14 protein-coding genes, 4 tRNA genes and 1 other annotated feature are annotated in these 15648 nt (G+C 53.7%); of the genes, 17 read left to right on the forward strand and 1 reads right to left on the reverse strand.

The features are described 5' to 3' along the window. The first annotated feature begins 69 nt into the window (after positions 1–69). The 16 genes from Q5911_RS04600 to pdxR all read left to right on the forward strand — a co-directional run bounded on the left by Q5911_RS04600 (position 70) and on the right by pdxR (position 13466). Positions 70–142: transfer RNA gene (locus Q5911_RS04600), tRNA-Val, on the forward strand. Between the two features lie 8 nt (positions 143–150). Further along, a tRNA-Met gene (locus Q5911_RS04605) sits at positions 151–224 on the forward strand. Between the two features lie 128 nt (positions 225–352). Beyond that, the gene (locus tag Q5911_RS04610) at positions 353–619 is read left to right on the forward strand and encodes a hypothetical protein (protein WP_303181342.1); all 267 of its coding nucleotides are present in this window, start codon (positions 353–355) and stop codon (positions 617–619) included. Positions 620–622: 3 nt separating this feature from the next. After that, on the forward strand, positions 623–1207 hold the full coding sequence (gene ispF, locus Q5911_RS04615; RefSeq protein WP_303181343.1) for a 2-C-methyl-D-erythritol 2,4-cyclodiphosphate synthase: 585 nt from the start codon (positions 623–625) through the stop codon (positions 1205–1207). Positions 1208–1213: 6 nt separating this feature from the next. Continuing rightward, complete coding sequence (locus Q5911_RS04620; RefSeq protein ID WP_303181345.1) at positions 1214–2212, forward strand: GNAT family N-acetyltransferase; 999 nt, start codon at positions 1214–1216, stop codon at positions 2210–2212. 75 nt (positions 2213–2287) lie between these two features. Beyond that, positions 2288–2553 (forward strand) — a binding site (T-box leader). A 141-nt stretch (positions 2554–2694) separates the two neighbouring features. Further along, positions 2695–3405 carry a serine O-acetyltransferase EpsC gene (epsC, locus tag Q5911_RS04625; RefSeq protein ID WP_076777189.1) on the forward strand — a complete coding sequence of 237 codons (711 nt, stop codon included), beginning with the start codon at positions 2695–2697 and terminating at the stop codon, positions 3403–3405. Further along, positions 3392–4798, forward strand: a complete 1407-nt coding sequence (gene cysS, locus Q5911_RS04630; RefSeq protein ID WP_226395222.1) for a cysteine--tRNA ligase — start codon at positions 3392–3394, stop codon at positions 4796–4798. Before epsC ends, cysS begins: the two co-directional genes overlap by 14 nt. Beyond that, positions 4783–5295 (forward strand): Mini-ribonuclease 3, encoded by a 513-nt coding sequence (locus Q5911_RS04635; RefSeq protein ID WP_076777191.1) that lies wholly within the window; start codon positions 4783–4785, stop codon positions 5293–5295. The genes cysS and Q5911_RS04635 overlap by 16 nt, the downstream gene beginning before the upstream one ends. Then, positions 5292–6047, forward strand: a complete 756-nt coding sequence (gene rlmB, locus Q5911_RS04640; RefSeq protein WP_076777192.1) for a 23S rRNA (guanosine(2251)-2'-O)-methyltransferase RlmB — start codon at positions 5292–5294, stop codon at positions 6045–6047. The genes Q5911_RS04635 and rlmB overlap by 4 nt, the downstream gene beginning before the upstream one ends. 36 nt (positions 6048–6083) lie before the next feature. After that, entirely contained in the window at positions 6084–6710 is a 627-nt protein-coding gene (locus Q5911_RS04645; protein ID WP_076777193.1) for a sigma-70 family RNA polymerase sigma factor, read from the forward strand. 310 nt (positions 6711–7020) lie between these two features. Further along, on the forward strand, positions 7021–8346 hold the full coding sequence (locus Q5911_RS04650) for a hemolysin family protein (RefSeq protein WP_303181350.1): 1326 nt from the start codon (positions 7021–7023) through the stop codon (positions 8344–8346). 160 nt (positions 8347–8506) lie between these two features. After that, a tRNA-Thr gene (locus Q5911_RS04655) sits at positions 8507–8579 on the forward strand. 32 nt (positions 8580–8611) lie between these two features. Next, positions 8612–8684, forward strand: a tRNA-Ala gene (locus tag Q5911_RS04660). Between the two features lie 130 nt (positions 8685–8814). Continuing rightward, positions 8815–10284 (forward strand): polysaccharide deacetylase family protein, encoded by a 1470-nt coding sequence (locus Q5911_RS04665; protein ID WP_303181352.1) that lies wholly within the window; start codon positions 8815–8817, stop codon positions 10282–10284. A gap of 103 nt (positions 10285–10387) precedes the next feature. After that, positions 10388–12055: a glutamine--tRNA ligase/YqeY domain fusion protein gene (locus tag Q5911_RS04670; protein ID WP_303181354.1), complete on the forward strand. Its 1668-nt coding sequence runs from the start codon at positions 10388–10390 to the stop codon at positions 12053–12055. A 7-nt stretch (positions 12056–12062) separates the two neighbouring features. Further along, the gene (pdxR, locus tag Q5911_RS04675) at positions 12063–13466 is read left to right on the forward strand and encodes a MocR-like pyridoxine biosynthesis transcription factor PdxR (RefSeq protein WP_303181357.1); all 1404 of its coding nucleotides are present in this window, start codon (positions 12063–12065) and stop codon (positions 13464–13466) included. A gap of 104 nt (positions 13467–13570) precedes the next feature. On the opposite strand, the gene Q5911_RS04680 is transcribed toward pdxR, so the two are convergent. Continuing rightward, positions 13571–13855, reverse strand: coding sequence for a hypothetical protein (locus Q5911_RS04680; RefSeq protein WP_303181358.1), 285 nt, complete (start codon positions 13853–13855; stop codon positions 13571–13573). Between the two features lie 175 nt (positions 13856–14030). Between Q5911_RS04680 and cls the strand changes: the two genes are divergently transcribed. Then, positions 14031–15590 carry a cardiolipin synthase gene (cls, locus tag Q5911_RS04685; RefSeq protein WP_076777199.1) on the forward strand — a complete coding sequence of 520 codons (1560 nt, stop codon included), beginning with the start codon at positions 14031–14033 and terminating at the stop codon, positions 15588–15590. Positions 15591–15648: the final 58 nt, after the last annotated feature.

Below are 15648 nucleotides of genomic sequence, written 5' to 3' on the forward strand. Positions count from 1 at the left end.
TTTGCTTGAAAATGATTGTATAATAGCAAAGCGGGTTGCGGGAAAGCAACCTGCAAGACCAGAAAATATGGGGTCTTAGCTCAGCTGGGAGAGCATCTGCCTTACAAGCAGAGGGTCATAGGTTCGAGCCCTATAGGCCCCATATCATATGGCGGGATAGCTCAGTTGGCTAGAGCATACGGTTCATACCCGTAGTGTCGCTGGTTCGAATCCAGTTCCCGCTACTCCCAGAAAACGGTGTCGGAAAACTTCCGGCGCCGTTTATTTTTGCCTTGCGGCAATCCCTCTCATTGACAAGCTCGATGTGATAATTATATACTTGTACATATGAAAAAATGAAGGAGCGAATACTATGAATGGAAAAACGAGAGACTGGATCTGGATCATTGTGGGAGGATATCTCACCTACACAGGCGTGCAGCTTGTTATGGATGTCCTGAACCAGAAGCCGGAAGGATATATCGGCTTTGTCGTGGCAGGCGTGCTCTTTGCGGTGTTTGGTGTGGGGCTGATCGTCTTTGCTATCAGAAATATGACAAAGCCTGTGGACGAGCAGGAGGAAGAAGAGCAGCCGTCCCTGGAAGAGCAGGCGAAAGATGAGGAAGAAAGCGGGGAATAGACCATGAGGATTGGAACAGGCTATGACGTACACAGACTGGCAGAGGACAGGAAGCTGATACTGGGAGGCGTGGAGATTCCCTATGAAAAAGGGCTTCTGGGACATTCTGATGCGGATGTCCTCCTTCACGCCATTATGGATGCCCTGCTGGGAGCAGCGGCCCTGGGGGATATCGGAAAACATTTCCCCGACACAGACGAGGTATACAGAGGGGCTTCCAGCCTGAAGCTCCTGGAGAGAGTGGGAGAGCTGGTGGAAGAGGAACTCTATGTGATCGGAAATATTGACGCCACGGTGATCGCCCAGCGCCCGAAGCTGGCCCCCTATATCGAACAGATGAGGGACAATGTGGCGGAGACTCTCGGCATCCGCAAGGACCAGGTCAATATAAAGGCCACCACAGAAGAAGGGCTTGGCTTTACAGGGAGCGGCGAAGGGATCGCAGCCCAGGCGGCTGCCTGCCTTGAGACGGTGGAAAATTATAGCTATGAGCCCCGGCTTCCCGAGGACGGTGGACAACCTGGAGACGGGTGCGCCACCTGCAGCGGCTGCCCGCGGGCAAAAGAACGATGGACAGAAGACAGGTGAAGGAAGATGCAGATCAGAAAGATCAGCGATGCAGAAAAAGGAAAGACCCGAAAGCTGTATGAGGAGATTTTCTCTGAAGACAGCGTTTCGTTTGTGGATTACTATTATACAGAAAAGACAAGGGACAACACCATCTATGTGGTGGAGGAGGACGGGGCCGTGCGTGCTATGCTACACCTCAATCCCTACACCTTGATGGTAAACGGAAAGGAAGAGCCCTCCCACTACATTGTGGCGGTGGCTACGGAAAAAGAATACCGGAAGAGAGGCTATATGGCAGCCCTTATCAGGACAGCGCTTGGGGACATGTATCAGGCAGGAGAGCCCTTCACATTCCTTATGCCGGCGGCGGAGGAGATCTATCTTCCCCACGGTTTTTCTACCGTGTATGAGCAGGAGCAGCGCTGTTTTGAGGGGGAGGGAAATCTTCCTGAAGAATGGAGCGCAAAGAGGGCTGCCCCGGGAGACGGTGCCCGGATAGGAGTTGCGGCTGAGAAGAGCCTGAGGGGACGCGCAAAAGTCTACGCAAAGCGGGATGAGGCTTACTATGAGAGGCTGATCCGGGAATACGAGAGCGACGGCGGCTGTCTGATGATCTGCGAGAAGGACGGGCAGATCGTGGACTGTCTGCCTGCGGTACCCCAGACTTCAAAGGACAGGCCGAAGATCATGGTGCGGCCGGTAAATGTCAGGCGGCTTTTGCTCCTTTTGGAGCTGAACTATCTGACTGCGGTGTGCTTTCGGGTGACAGATCCCCTTATCCCGGAGAACAACCAGGTGTTCATGCTGACCGGGACGGAGTTTTCGGGCGTGATGCTTATGGAGGGAAAGCCGGAGAACAGCGAGGGGACTTTGACGGTGGAGGCCCTGACAAAGCTGGTGTTTGGCAGTGTGTCTCCGGACGAGATCGAAAGGGAGCCCGGCGTCACTGTGACAGAGAGAATGAAGGAAGAGCTGAGAAAGATCGTTCCGCTGTCCCCTATTTACCTGAATGAGGTGGTGTGACAGGGGAAAGAGAAAAACTCTGCATGGCGGAGGTTGACAAATTCCGGCTTTTCACATACTATAGTATCTATAGCGGTAAAAACGGAGAACGGAAAGAGTAACATGGAAGGGAGCCATCAGAGAGGAACTGTCACCGGCTGAAAGCAGTTCCGGGCGAGCTCGATGTGAAGTGCATCCGGGAGTTGATCCGGCGAAAGGAAGACGGCAGGAGAGCCGCCCTGATTAGCCGGGTACGCCAGGGCGGGCGTTATCAGCCAGAAAGTGGAGAGCAGCTGTACATGCCAGGGGCAGGCGGGTGTTCTCAAAAAGAGTGGAACCACGGATCATCATTCGTCTCTTACATGGCATTGTGTAAGAGACGTTTTTTATGTTCCGGGAAAGTTCTTCGTACCTGCCTGTATAAAGAAAACTCCGGCTGAAGAGGCGCGCTGCGGCGTGTGGGATAGGCCGGGCGGAAAATAAAAAGAAAGGAAAGGATACGCATGGGACTTGTGAAATATATACGGGAAGAGATTCAGGTTATCCGGGAGAGGGATCCGGCGATCAAATCCAACTGGGAAGTGTTTCTCTACCCGAGTTTTAAAGTGATCTTAAGTTACCGGGTGGCCCACAGGCTGTACAGGAAGAAGCATTATTTCCTGGCCAGATGGGTGTCCCAGCGGGCAGCCAGGAAGACGGGGATTGAGATACACCCCGGTGCCAGGATCGGGAAGGGGCTCTTCATTGACCACGGGACCGGTGTCATCATAGGCGAGACCACCATCATCGGGAACAATGTGACCCTCTACCAGGGAGTGACTCTGGGGGGCACAGGAAAGGAAAAGGGAAAACGCCACCCGACGCTCAAAGACAATGTCATGGTCAGCGCCGGAGCCAAGATCCTGGGATCTTTTACCATCGGTGAGAACTCCAAGATCGGCGCCGGAGCAGTAGTGCTCAAGGAAGTGCCGCCCAACTGTACAGTGGTGGGCGTTCCGGGGCGCATCGTGAAGATGGGAGACCAGAAGATCCCCAGGGAGGACATGGACCAGGTACATCTGCCTGACCCGGTGAGCAACGATATCCGCGAACTGCAGAAGGACAACATGCGCCTGAAGACAGAGCTGCGCGAGCTGGAGAAGCATATGAGATGCATGAAAGACAATACTATAGAGATGGAAGAAATTAAGGAGGAACCACATGAAACTGTTTAACACTATGACAAGGACAAAAGAAGAATTTATCCCGCTGGAGGAAGGAAAAGTCAAGATGTATGTCTGCGGGCCTACGGTCTACAATCTGATCCACATCGGAAATGCAAGGCCCATGATCGTGTTTGACACAGTCAGGAGATACTTCCAGTACAAGGGCTATGATGTGAACTTTGTGTCCAATTTCACGGACGTGGACGACAAGATCATCAAAAGAGCGATCGAGGAGGGCGTGTCCGCAGACGAGATCTCCAAGAGATATATCGAAGAGTGCCGGAAGGACATGGATGGCATGAATATCCTGCCGGCCACAAAAAACCCCCTCGCCACAGAGGAGATCTGCGGCATGGTGGAGATGATCCAGCAGCTCATCGACAAGGGCTATGCCTATGAGAAGAACGGAACCGTGTATTTCCGGACAAGACAGTTCAAAGAGTATGGAAAACTGTCCCACAAAAATCTGGATGACCTGCGCTCCGGCAACAGGACACTGCTGGTCAGCGGCGAGGATGAGAAGGAAGATCCCCTGGATTTCGTGCTCTGGAAGCCGAAGAAAGAAGGAGAGCCGGCCTGGGAGTCACCCTGGAGCGACGGTCGCCCGGGATGGCATATCGAGTGCTCTGTCATGTCAAAGAAATATCTCGGAGAGCAGATCGACATCCACGCAGGTGGGGAGGATCTGGTATTCCCGCACCACGAAAATGAGATCGCCCAGAGTGAGGCGGCAAACGGAAAGACATTTGCAAAATACTGGATGCACAATGCATTCCTGAATATTGACAACCATAAGATGAGCAAGTCGCTGGGCAATTTCCGGACAGTCCGCGAGATCAGCGAGCAGTATGACCTGCAGGTGCTCCGCTTCTTCATGCTCAGCGCCCACTACAGAAGCCCCTTGAATTTCAGCGCCGATCTGATGGAGGCCTCCAAAAACGGGCTGGAGAGGATCGTGAACGCGGCAGAAAATCTGAAATATCTGGGCGAAAATGCCAAGACCTCCGCTATGTCTGAGGAGGAGAAAGCGGCTCTGGCCAGGACAGATGAGTATGTAAAGGCATTTGAGAAGGCCATGGATGACGACTTCAACACGGCAGATGCCATCGCGTCTGTGTTCGACCTTGTGAAATACTGCAACACCACAGCGGGAGAGGAAAGCTCAGCCGAGTTTGCGGGAGCGCTCCTTGCAGTCCTGGAGAAGCTCTGCGATGTGCTGGGGCTGATCGTGGTGAAAGAAGCCCAGATGCTGGACGGAGATATTGAGGCTCTCATCGAGGAGAGGCAGGCAGCCAGAAAGGCAAAAGATTTTGCGCGGGCGGACGCCATCCGGGATGAGCTGGCAGCCAAGGGCATTATCCTTGAGGATACGCGTGAAGGTGTAAAATGGAAAAGAGCGTAGAACAGAAAGTGCAGTGGCAGTTTGAGGAGTATATGAGCCAGGTCTTCCATATGGAGGAGGTGGATATCCGGGAGTATTCACCTCTCACGCTGGCCTACATCGGTGACAGCATCTATGACCTTGTCATCAAGACCCTTGTGATCAGCAGGGGGAACCGGCCTGTGAACCAGCTGCACAGGATGACCAGCTCTCTTGTGCAGGCCTCTGCCCAGTCCAGGATGATGCGCACTCTCCAGGGTCTTCTGACAGAGGAGGAGCACGCGGTCTACAAGAGAGGGAGAAATGCCAAGAGCGTATCTCCGGCAAAGAACCAGTCTGTGACAGATTACAGGAGGGCCACCGGATTTGAGGCGCTGATGGGATATCTCTATCTGGAGAAAGAGTGGGAGAGGATGCTCAGCCTGATCCGGACCGGACTTGAGAGTCTGGAGTATGGGGAGCTGGCAGAAGGCGGCTTTGAAATGGCCGGCCATGAAGATAAAGAGGAAGAGCGATGAAAGAGAGAGAGACAGAGAAAAACAGCACGGTGATAGAAGGGAGAAATGCGGTCCTGGAGGCTTTCCGGTCCGGAAAGACTATTGACAAGCTGTTTGTCCAGGACGGCTGCAAGGACGGGCCTGTGCAGACCATCCTGCGGGAGGCCAGAAAACACGACACCATCATCCAGTTTGTCTCCAGGGAGCGCCTGGGACAGCTCTCAGAGACAGGGCATCACCAGGGAGTGATCGCCCACGCTGCGGCCTGGGAATACGCGCAGGTGGAGGATATGCTGGAGCTGGCAAGGAGCAGGGGGGAGGCCCCCTTCCTTATCCTTCTTGACAATGTGGAGGATCCCCATAATCTGGGGGCCATCATCCGGACTGCCAACCTGGCCGGGGCCCACGGGGTCATCATCCCCAAGCGCCGGGCGGTGGGACTGACGGCCACAGTGGCCCGGACTTCCGCGGGGGCAGTGAACTACACGCCGGTGGCAAAGGTCACGAACCTGGCCCGCACCATGCAGGAGCTGAAGGAGGAAGGCCTGTGGTTCGTGTGCGCGGACATGGATGGAGAGCTGATGTACAACCTGGACCTGAAAGGCCCCATCGGCCTGGTCATTGGAAATGAAGGTGAGGGCGTGGGACGTCTGGTGAAAGAGAACTGCGATTTCACAGCATCCATCCCCATGAAGGGAGATATTGACTCCCTGAATGCGTCGGTGGCAGCGGGAGTCCTGGCCTACGAGATCGTACGGCAGCGGATGTCATAGAGGCAGAATAGCAGGATCAGGAAAGGAAGCGCGAGTATGCCCCAGTATGAACAGATGACAGATGAACAGCTGATACGCAGGCTCCGGGAGGGAGACCGGGCGATCACGGACTACCTGATGGAGAAATATAAAGGACTTGTAAAGAAGGAAGCCAAAGCCATGTATCTCCTGGGAGGAGAGAACGATGATCTGATCCAGGAGGGAATGATAGGCCTTTTCAAAGCAGTCCAGGATTATGACCTGGAGCAGGAGGCATCTTTTTACAGTTTTGCCAGGCTGTGCGTGAGAAGACAGCTCTACACGGCCATAGAGGCGTCCAGGAGAAAGAAGCACAGTCCCCTGAATTCTTATATATCCTTCTACGAGAAGGAGAACCCGGAGGAGGGGGAGGGTGCCAAGCTGATGGACACCATCCAGGCCGGCCGGGAGAGCGATCCGGAGCAGGCCTTTCTGGGCAAGGAGAATGCAAGAAGGATTGAGGAGGAGCTGGAGGGCGCTCTGAGCGATCTGGAGAGGAGGGTCCTCTACCTGCATCTCATGGGAACAGACTACCGGACCATCGCCAGACTGCTGGATAAAAGTCCCAAGACAGTGGACAATGCGATCCAGAGGATCAAGGCTAAGACAGAGAAGATCATACAGAACGAGCAGGAGAAAGATTGACAGACAGCCCGAAGTATGATATTTTATTAATCAATCTGGTATAAATCTGACAAATACCGGGAAATGCGTAAAAGAAAGGTGTGATTACATACATGGACGATGACAGTGACACTGAAAGGTGTAAGTGCTTTCAGATGACAGTGTGTGCGTCATATTTGTGTGCGCGGGAAAAAAAGAATCCATGTGGTATCATGAATAGATAGGGGTATAGCCTGCAGGCACGCATCAGTTGAGATGCGGGGCCTGTGGGTTATACCCTTTTGCCATATGTTTTATGTTTGAATGATTAATCAGGAGGAGTAAGAAAAGAATGGTTGGACCATTGATTTTACAGGTTGTGCTGATAGCGCTCAACGCTATCTTCGCAAGCGCGGAGATCGCCGTGATCTCCATGAATGAGACAAAACTGAAAAAAATGGCGGAGGACGGAGACAGGAGAGCCCGCCATCTCTACACATTGACAGAGCAGCCTGCCAAATTTCTTTCCACGATCCAGGTGGCCATCACACTGGCCGGACAGCTGGGAAGTGCCTTTGCGGCGGACAGCTTTTCGGGACCTCTCTCAGACTGGATCATCAGCATGGGAGTGGATGTGCCGGAGCGGGTCGTGCGGACGGTTGCCCTTGTTGTCATCACAGTCATACTGGCCTACTTCAGCCTTGTGTTCGGCGAGCTAGTGCCAAAGCGTATCGCCATGAAGAAGTCGGAGCAGCTCTCCCTTTTGCTGTCCGGTCTTCTGTACGGGGTGTCCAAGGCGTTCGCCCCCCTTGTGTTCCTGCTGACCAAATCCACCAACGGAGTGCTTCGTCTCCTGCACATCAACCCGGAGGAAGAGGAGGAGCAGGTGACGGAGGAGGAGATCCGCATGCTCCTTATGGAGGGAAATGCCCAGGGGAATATCGACAGCGAGGAGAGCGAGATGATCCGCAATGTATTCGAGTTTGACGATATTTCCGTGGAACAGATCTGCACCCACAGGGTGGACATGGACTGCCTGTATCTGGACGAGGATATGAAGGAGTGGGAGACGGTCATCCACTCCACCAGACACACCCATTATCCGGTGTGCAAGGAAAATCAGGAAGACATTGTGGGCGTGCTGGACACGAAAGACTATTTCCGGCTTGAGGACAAGAGCCGTGAAAACATTATGGCAAATGCCATGGAGAAAGCCTATTTTGTGCCGGATACCATGAAGGCCAACACGCTGTTCCAGAATATGAAGAAGAAGAGGATCTACTTTGCTGTGCTGGTGGACGAGTACGGCGGTGTCAGCGGCATCATCACCCTCCACGACCTGATGGAGTCCCTTGTTGGAGACCTCTACGAGCCGGACGAGGAGGAAGAACCTGATGATATTGTGAAGATCTCTGATAACCAGTGGCGCATCCAGGGAGGCGCGGATGTGGAGGATGTGGCGGAGGAGCTGCGGATCGAGCTCCCCTCACAGGACTACGATACGTTTGGCGGCTACGTCTGCGGCGTCATAGACCGGATCCCGGAGGATGGTGAGACCTTTGTGTGCAGCACGGACGATCTGGAGATCCGTGTTCTGGCTGTGGAGAACCACCGGATCAAGGAAACGGTTGTGTGGAAGAAGGAAAAAGAGGAAGAGGACTCCCAGGAAAGAAAATAAGACCGGGGACAAGACTTTTGCAGGGGTCAGCAGGGCATCCGGAGAATGAGCGGATGCCCCGCCGACTTTTGAGGTGGAAACCGATGCTGTGTTTTTTCAAAAAGTCATTGACAAGTCCGTCTTAATATTGTATATTGTTCATGTTGCTTACGAAATATATGCTGCCTTGGCTCAGTAGGTAGAGCGTCGCCTTGGTAAGGCGGAGGTCGGCGGTTCAAGTCCGCTAGGCAGCTTTTTCCATTAAATGGAGTTCATATGATTGAATGGGGCATTAGCGCAGTTGGGAGCGCGCCACACTGGCAGTGTGGAGGTCACGGGTTCAAATCCCGTATGCTCCATTTTTTTTGTGCCAAAATTTAAGAATTTCTTTACATTTCTTAAGTATTCTTTGCTCCTCTTGTGGTTCCTGTCGAATCAGGCTATACTCTGTCGAAGATAAAGTATGTCTGGGGAGGATAAGCAGGACCGATGAACAGGAAGAGGAACAGCATAGGAACAGAGTTGAGGGGGCGTATGCACAGGAGGAGACGGAGGAGTCTTGCGGTCAGGCTGCTGGTGGCTGCGGCCATCCTGTTCACCTGTGCCGGAGCCGCGGGGGCTGTCTTTGCCCTGTCCGGCTTTGGGCGGCGTGCCAGGATACAGATTTCGACGTCGGACCGGGAGGTCTATGTAGGAGAGGAGCAGCCGCCCCTGCTCGCGGAGGTCACCTCGGACACGGAAAGGTACAATAAGAGGATACGCCTGGACAAAAAGAAGAAGCTCACGGCAGAGGAGCTGGTGAGCCGGCTGGAGAAAGGGGAAGGGATTTCCCTTGTGTGCGATGCGGACCTGTCTATGGAAGGAACTTATCCTGTGCGGATCGAGCTGGACGGAGAGCTGAAGGAAAAGCTGGGGAAGGACTGGAGAAAGAAAGTACAGCTCCAGGTGCGGGAAGGCACACTGACGGTCAAGAACCCGGTGGGCAGGTGGAAGGATGAAAGATTTCAGCGCTACGACGGTTCCTGGGTCACGGACGGATTTGTCACCTGGCAGAAAAAGAGCTACTATTTTGACTCCGCCGGGGAGAAAGCGGTTGGCTGGCGGGAAATTGCCGGGGCCAGGTACTTCTTTGACGACAGCGGCGCCATGGAGGCCGGCCAGTGGAAGGACGGGGAGGACGGCAGATATTACCTGGGAGAGGACGGCCGCGCGCTCACCGGCTGGCAGGAGATAGAGGGGAGCAGGTACTATTTTGACCAGAAGGGAAAGATGGCCGTGGGGGATGTCTACATGGGCCTCTCCCTCTATTCCTTTGGCAAGGACGGGAAATTCCTCTCCGTGAAGGAGAGCATGGTGGATCCCTCCCGGCCCATGGTGGCGCTCACCTTTGACGACGGTCCGGGAAAGCGGACGGGGGAAATACTGGATCAGCTGAAAAAGTACGGCGCCCACGCCACCTTTTTCATGCTGGGGGAGAAGGTCTCCTCCTATCCGGAGCTGGTAAAGCGGATGAAGGACACAGGGTGCGAGCTGGGGAACCACTCTTATGACCACGCGGATCTGACTAAGCTGGACGCGGGGGCTGTGTCCTCCCAGGTCCAGAGGACGAACGACAGGATACGGGAGGCGGCCGGGACCTCCGCCACAGTCATGCGCCCGCCCTACGGGGCCATCAACAGCACCGTGTCCGGGAATGTGGGCATGCCCATGATCCTGTGGAACATTGACACGCTGGACTGGAAGACAAGGGATGCCAAAAAGACGGTGGACACGGTTATGAGCTCTGTGGACGACGGCGACATTATCCTGATGCACGATATACATACAGAGTCTGTGGATGCGGCCCTGGAGCTCATACCAAAGCTCCAGGAGGCGGGCTATCAGCTTGTGACGGTGTCAGAGCTGGCGGCGGCAAAGAACACAGCTCTTGTGAACGGAAAGAGTTACACGGATTTTTAGCAGGACTTAAAGGAAGACCTTGTGTCTTGTGCTTGTGGATTGACGGGAAGTATGGTAAGATATTCTTCATGACCAGAGGAATTATTGTTATCAGGAGGTTGACATGGGAGAAGAAGTGGTTTCTAAAAATTTTATTGAGCAGGAGATCGACAAAGATCTCAGAGAGGGAGTGTACGACAATGTGTGCACCAGATTCCCGCCGGAGCCAAACGGGTATCTCCACATCGGACATGCCAAGTCCATCCTTTTAAATTACGGGCTGGCGAAGAAGTACGGCGGAAAATTCCACCTGCGCTTCGACGACACAAACCCCATGAAAGAAGATATGGAGTTTGTGGAGTCCATCAAGGCAGATGTGCAGTGGCTGGGTGCAGAGTATGGGGAACATCTGTACTTTGCCTCTGATTATTTTGACATCATGTACGAGTGCGCGGTGAAGCTGATCAAAAAGGGAAAGGCCTATGTCTGTGACCTGAGCCCGGAGGAGATAAGGCAGTACAGAGGAACCCTCACAGAGCCCGGAAAGAACAGCCCTTACAGGGATCGCTCTGTGGAGGAGAACCTGGCCCTGTTTGAGGCTATGAAGAACGGGGAGCACAAAGATGGGGAGAAAGTGCTGCGCGCCAAGATCGACATGGCGTCGCCCAACATCAACATGCGCGACCCCATCATCTACCGAGTAGCCCATATGACCCACCACAATACAGGGGACAAGTGGTGCATCTACCCCATGTATGATTTCGCTCACCCGATCGAGGACGCAGTGGAGAAGATCACCCACTCTATCTGTACGCTGGAATTTGAGGATCACAGACCACTCTACGACTGGGTGGTAAGAGAGTGTGAGTTTGACCCGGCGCCCCGCCAGATTGAGTTTGCCAAGCTCTACCTGACCAACGTGGTGACTGGCAAGCGCTACATCAAGAAGCTGGTGCAGGAGGGCATTGTGGACGGATGGGATGATCCCCGCCTTGTGTCTATCGCGGCGCTGCGAAGGAGAGGATTTACGCCGGAGTCCATCAAGATGTTTGTGGAGATGTGCGGTGTGTCCAAGAGCCAGAGCTCTGTGGACTATGCGATGCTGGAGTACTGCATCCGTGAGGATCTGAAGATGAAACGTCCCCGCATGATGGCCGTGCTGGATCCCATCAAGCTGGTGATTGACAACTATCCGGAGGGAGAAAGAGAGTACCTGGATGTAGCCAATAACCTGGAGAACGAAGAACTGGGAATGCGCCAGCTTCCTTTTGAGCGGGAGCTGTACATCGAGCGGGAGGATTTCATGATCGAGCCCCCGAAGAAGTATTTCCGCCTCTTCCCGGGTAATGAGGTGCGCCTGATGCACGCTTATTTCGTGAAGTGCGTGAGCTATGAGACTGACGAGGAGGGCAATGTGACTGTGGTCCATGCCACCTACGACCCGGAGACAAAGGCCGGCTCCGGCTTTACGGGAAGAAAGGTCAAAGGTACTATTCACTGGGTACCGGCCTCCTGCGCACAGAAGGCGGAAGTGCGCCTCTATGAGAACCTGATCGACGAGGAGAAGGGTGTGTACAACAAGGAGGATGGTTCCCTGAATCTGAATCCGCACTCCCTGGAAATCCGGAAAAACTGCTATGTGGAGCCCAGCTTCCAGGATGCGAAGGCCTACGACAGCTTTCAGTTTGTGAGAAACGGCTACTTCTGTATCGACGCCAGGGATTCAGAGCCTGATGCCCTTGTGTTCAACCGTATCGTCTCCCTGAAGAGCTCTTTCAAGCTGCCTAAATAAGCCTGCCATGAACGAACTGACGATCCATCTGCAGCCCCACAGCGGCACGCCCCTGTACGAGCAGATTTACGGTTATATCAAAGAGAATATAAGGACGGGCCGGATCTCCTGCGGGGAGAAACTGCCTTCCACCCGCTCCCTGTGCCGCTATCTGGAGGTCAGCAGGAGCACGGTGGAGATGGCCTATGAACAGCTTTTGTCAGAGGGGTATATCGAGGCGGTCCCTTGCAGAGGGTATTTTGTGGCCCAGGTGGAGGACCTCTGGCATCTGGAGACGGCTCCTGCCAGAGATGAGAAGTCAGGGCCTAAGGAGAAGAAGAGACAAGCGTACCGGTTTGACTTTACCCCCAATGGAGTAGATCTGAACAGTTTTCCCTACAATATCTGGAGGAAGCTGTCCCGGGAAGTGCTGCTGGACGACAGGACAGAGCTGTTCCGGCTGGGGGATCCCCAGGGGGAATATGCGTTCCGCAGAGCCATATGCAGCTATCTCTACCAGGCAAGAGGGGTGAGCTGTACGCCCAGGCAGGTGATCGTGGGTGCCGGCAGCGACTATCTGCTCATGCTTCTTAGTTCCCTGCTTGGGCGGGATCATGTGATCGCTGTGGAGAACCCTACCTACAAACAGGCATACCGGCTTTTTTGCAGCCTGGACTTTCAGGTCTGCCCGATCCGGATGGACAAAAGGGGAATGGACACCCGGCTTTTGGAGGAGGCAGGGGCGGACATTGCCTATGTGACCCCCTCCCACCAGTATCCCACAGGGATCGTCATGCCCATCAAACGGCGGATGGAGCTGCTTGCCTGGGCCGAGGCGGGCAGGGGAAGATACATTGTAGAGGATGACTACGACAGTGAATTCCGATACAAGGGCAAGCCTATCCCGGCGCTGCAGGGATTTGACGCCAGGGGGAAAGTCATATACCTGGGAACCTTTTCCAAGTCCATCGCCCCCGCCATCCGTCTCAGCTATATGGTCCTTCCGGAGACGCTGTGCGAAGAGTATGAAAGGAAACTGGGATTTATCAATTCCACTGTGTCCAAGGTGGATCAGCTCATCATGTGCCGCTTTCTTGAAGAAGGATACTATGAGCGGCATCTCAACAAGACCCGTGCTCTGTACAGGGGCAGGCACGACCAGCTCATAGCGGGGCTGAAGCCCCTTGCGGATACATGCAGGATATCCGGCGAGAATGCGGGAGTCCATCTTCTTCTCCACTTTGATGACGGCAGATCGGAGAGGGAGCTGATCGAGAAGGCGTCGGCCTGCGATATAAGGGTGTACGGCATGTCGGACTACATCGTGGGAGAACCTGGCAGGGAAGCGGTTATCCTGCTGGGCTACGCCAATATGCCGGAAGATAAGATCAAAGAGGCCTGCAGTATCCTTTGCAGGATATGGAAAAAATAGAAAAAAGAGAAATCTTTACGAAAAAGCGGGAACCCGCCTGTGGAGATCTTTGCAGATCATCCGGGGGTTTCCCGCTTCTGTTATGCCTGTTTTGACAGGACGTTTTATGCGTCTTTTTTATCCTCGTCTGCGGATGGTTCTGCAGTGGCCTCTTCCTCCGCGTCCGCCTCCCCGGCATCGCTGCCGCCCTTGGGAGATGTGTTGAGGGGCACATACTCCCTGTCGCCTACAGGCTTCAGGTCGTTGTCGAGATCAAAATCCTCATCCTCAAAATCATCCATATCGTCATCTGTGTTATCTGAAGAAGATTTTTTCAGATAATAGTAAAGTCCGGCAGCGGCGCTTCCTACAGCAGCCAGACCAAGCACGCGTTTTATCCATTTAGACATATCCATGACTCCTTTCTGCAGACTGCGTGTATGATATGATACATTGTAATACTTTTGAACAAAAAAAGAAAGGGGAAACATGCAAATACTGGCGAAATTCAGGGCATGCGTCCGGTTGTAGAGGGCAGGAAAGTGTGTTACACTATATTGCGTCAGACAAGATAAGGAGGACTTTATGGGAAAGAACGAACCGGGAAAGGCGAAATCAGGACTTTCCAGGATCATATTCAGCCGTACAGGATTTATTCTTCTTCTGATCCTGATACAGCTTGGACTTTTTATAGTGACAACCAATCTGCTACAGTCATACGCACTGTTTATCAACGGTACGCTCAGGGTAGTAGGAGTCGTGGTGCTGATCTACATCATCAACGCAGAGGGCAACCCCGCGTTCAAGATGACGTGGATGCTCTGCGTCATGGCTTTTCCTGCAGTGGGCACATTGTTTTATATATATGTGAAGAGTCAGGTGGGCGTCCGCTGGATGGGAAAGAGGCTGGCAACCCTGAAGATAGAGACAGATCCCTATATGATGCAGGATATGGACGTGGTGGACGCTCTGCGTGCCAGCAAGCCGGCCAATGCCAACCTGGCCTACTATCTGGCCCATCACATGGGATTCCCCACATACCGCAACACGGAGGTGACCTACTTCCCTCTTGGGGAGGATAAATTTGAGGCGCTGGTTCCTGAGCTGAAAAAAGCGCGGAAATACATTTTCATGGAATATTTTATCGTGGAGAAGGGATATATGTGGGACACCATCCTGAAGATCCTCGTGCAGAAGGCCAGGGAGGGAGTGGAAGTGCGGTTCATGTACGACGGCACCTGCGCCATCTCCAATCTTCCCTACGAGTATCCCCAGGAGCTGGAGCGAAAAGGGATCCGGTGCAAGATGATGAACCCCATCAGGCCTTTCCTGTCTACGGTGCAGAACAACAGGGATCACCGCAAGATCTGCGTGATCGACGGGAGAGTGGGCTTCACAGGCGGCATCAATCTGGGAGATGAGTACATCAACCGTAAAGAGCGCTTCGGACACTGGAAGGATACAGCTGTCATGCTGAAGGGGGACGCGGTCCAGAGCCTCACTATGCTCTTCTTGCAGATGTGGAATGTGGACGAGAAAGAGGAGGAGCACTATACCCGCTATCTCACGCCGAGACGCCAGGGGCTCAGGCGGGAGCTGGGGTACGTGCTGCCCTACGGAGACAGCCCCTTTGACAATGAAAATGTGGGGGAGGAAGTATATTTCCATATACTGAATCACGCGAAAAAGTACGTGCATATTATGACCCCCTATCTCATTTTGGACAACGAGATGATCACCACCCTGACAAGGACGGCCAAGAGCGGCATCGAGGTGATCATCATCATGCCCCACATCCCGGACAAGTGGTATGCCTTCGTGGTGGCCAAGACCTACTACCGGGAACTGATCCGCGCGGGCGTGCAGATCTACGAGTACAAGCCGGGGTTTGTCCACGCCAAAGTTTTCGTGTCAGACGATGACACGGCCACCGTGGGCACCATCAACCTGGACTACAGGAGCCTTTACCTGCATTTCGAGTGCGGGGTGTTCATCTATAACAACTCCGTGGTGGACCGGGTGGAGAGAGATTTCCAGGAGACGCTTATGAAGTGCCACAAGGTGAGCCTTGTGGAGCTGCGTAACAGGAGTTTGTTCTCCAAGATCACAGGACAGGTGCTTAGGCTCTTTGCTCCCCTTATGTAGGTGGCTTCGGGAAAATAGTATTGTACATTGAGGGGAAAATATAGTATAATGCATATGG

Source organism: Lachnoclostridium phocaeense (assembly GCF_959599685.1).
Taxonomy (GTDB): Bacteria; Bacillota; Clostridia; order Lachnospirales; family Lachnospiraceae; genus Claveliimonas; species Claveliimonas monacensis.

Excerpts from the sequence above, each read along its gene's own strand:
- Q5911_RS04610 (WP_303181342.1), top strand. The coding sequence starts at position 353 with ATGAATGGAAAAACGAGAGACTGGATCTGGATCATTGTGGGAGGATAT.
- ispF (WP_303181343.1), top strand. The coding sequence starts at position 623 with ATGAGGATTGGAACAGGCTATGACGTACACAGACTGGCAGAGGACAGG.
- Q5911_RS04620 (WP_303181345.1), top strand. The coding sequence starts at position 1,214 with ATGCAGATCAGAAAGATCAGCGATGCAGAAAAAGGAAAGACCCGAAAG.
- epsC (WP_076777189.1), top strand. The coding sequence starts at position 2,695 with ATGGGACTTGTGAAATATATACGGGAAGAGATTCAGGTTATCCGGGAG.
- cysS (WP_226395222.1), top strand. The coding sequence starts at position 3,392 with ATGAAACTGTTTAACACTATGACAAGGACAAAAGAAGAATTTATCCCG.
- Q5911_RS04635 (WP_076777191.1), top strand. The coding sequence starts at position 4,783 with ATGGAAAAGAGCGTAGAACAGAAAGTGCAGTGGCAGTTTGAGGAGTAT.
- rlmB (WP_076777192.1), top strand. The coding sequence starts at position 5,292 with ATGAAAGAGAGAGAGACAGAGAAAAACAGCACGGTGATAGAAGGGAGA.
- Q5911_RS04645 (WP_076777193.1), top strand. The coding sequence starts at position 6,084 with ATGCCCCAGTATGAACAGATGACAGATGAACAGCTGATACGCAGGCTC.
- Q5911_RS04650 (WP_303181350.1), top strand. The coding sequence starts at position 7,021 with ATGGTTGGACCATTGATTTTACAGGTTGTGCTGATAGCGCTCAACGCT.
- Q5911_RS04665 (WP_303181352.1), top strand. The coding sequence starts at position 8,815 with ATGAACAGGAAGAGGAACAGCATAGGAACAGAGTTGAGGGGGCGTATG.
- Q5911_RS04670 (WP_303181354.1), top strand. The coding sequence starts at position 10,388 with ATGGGAGAAGAAGTGGTTTCTAAAAATTTTATTGAGCAGGAGATCGAC.
- pdxR (WP_303181357.1), top strand. The coding sequence starts at position 12,063 with ATGAACGAACTGACGATCCATCTGCAGCCCCACAGCGGCACGCCCCTG.
- Q5911_RS04680 (WP_303181358.1), bottom strand. The coding sequence starts at position 13,855 with ATGTCTAAATGGATAAAACGCGTGCTTGGTCTGGCTGCTGTAGGAAGC.
- cls (WP_076777199.1), top strand. The coding sequence starts at position 14,031 with ATGGGAAAGAACGAACCGGGAAAGGCGAAATCAGGACTTTCCAGGATC.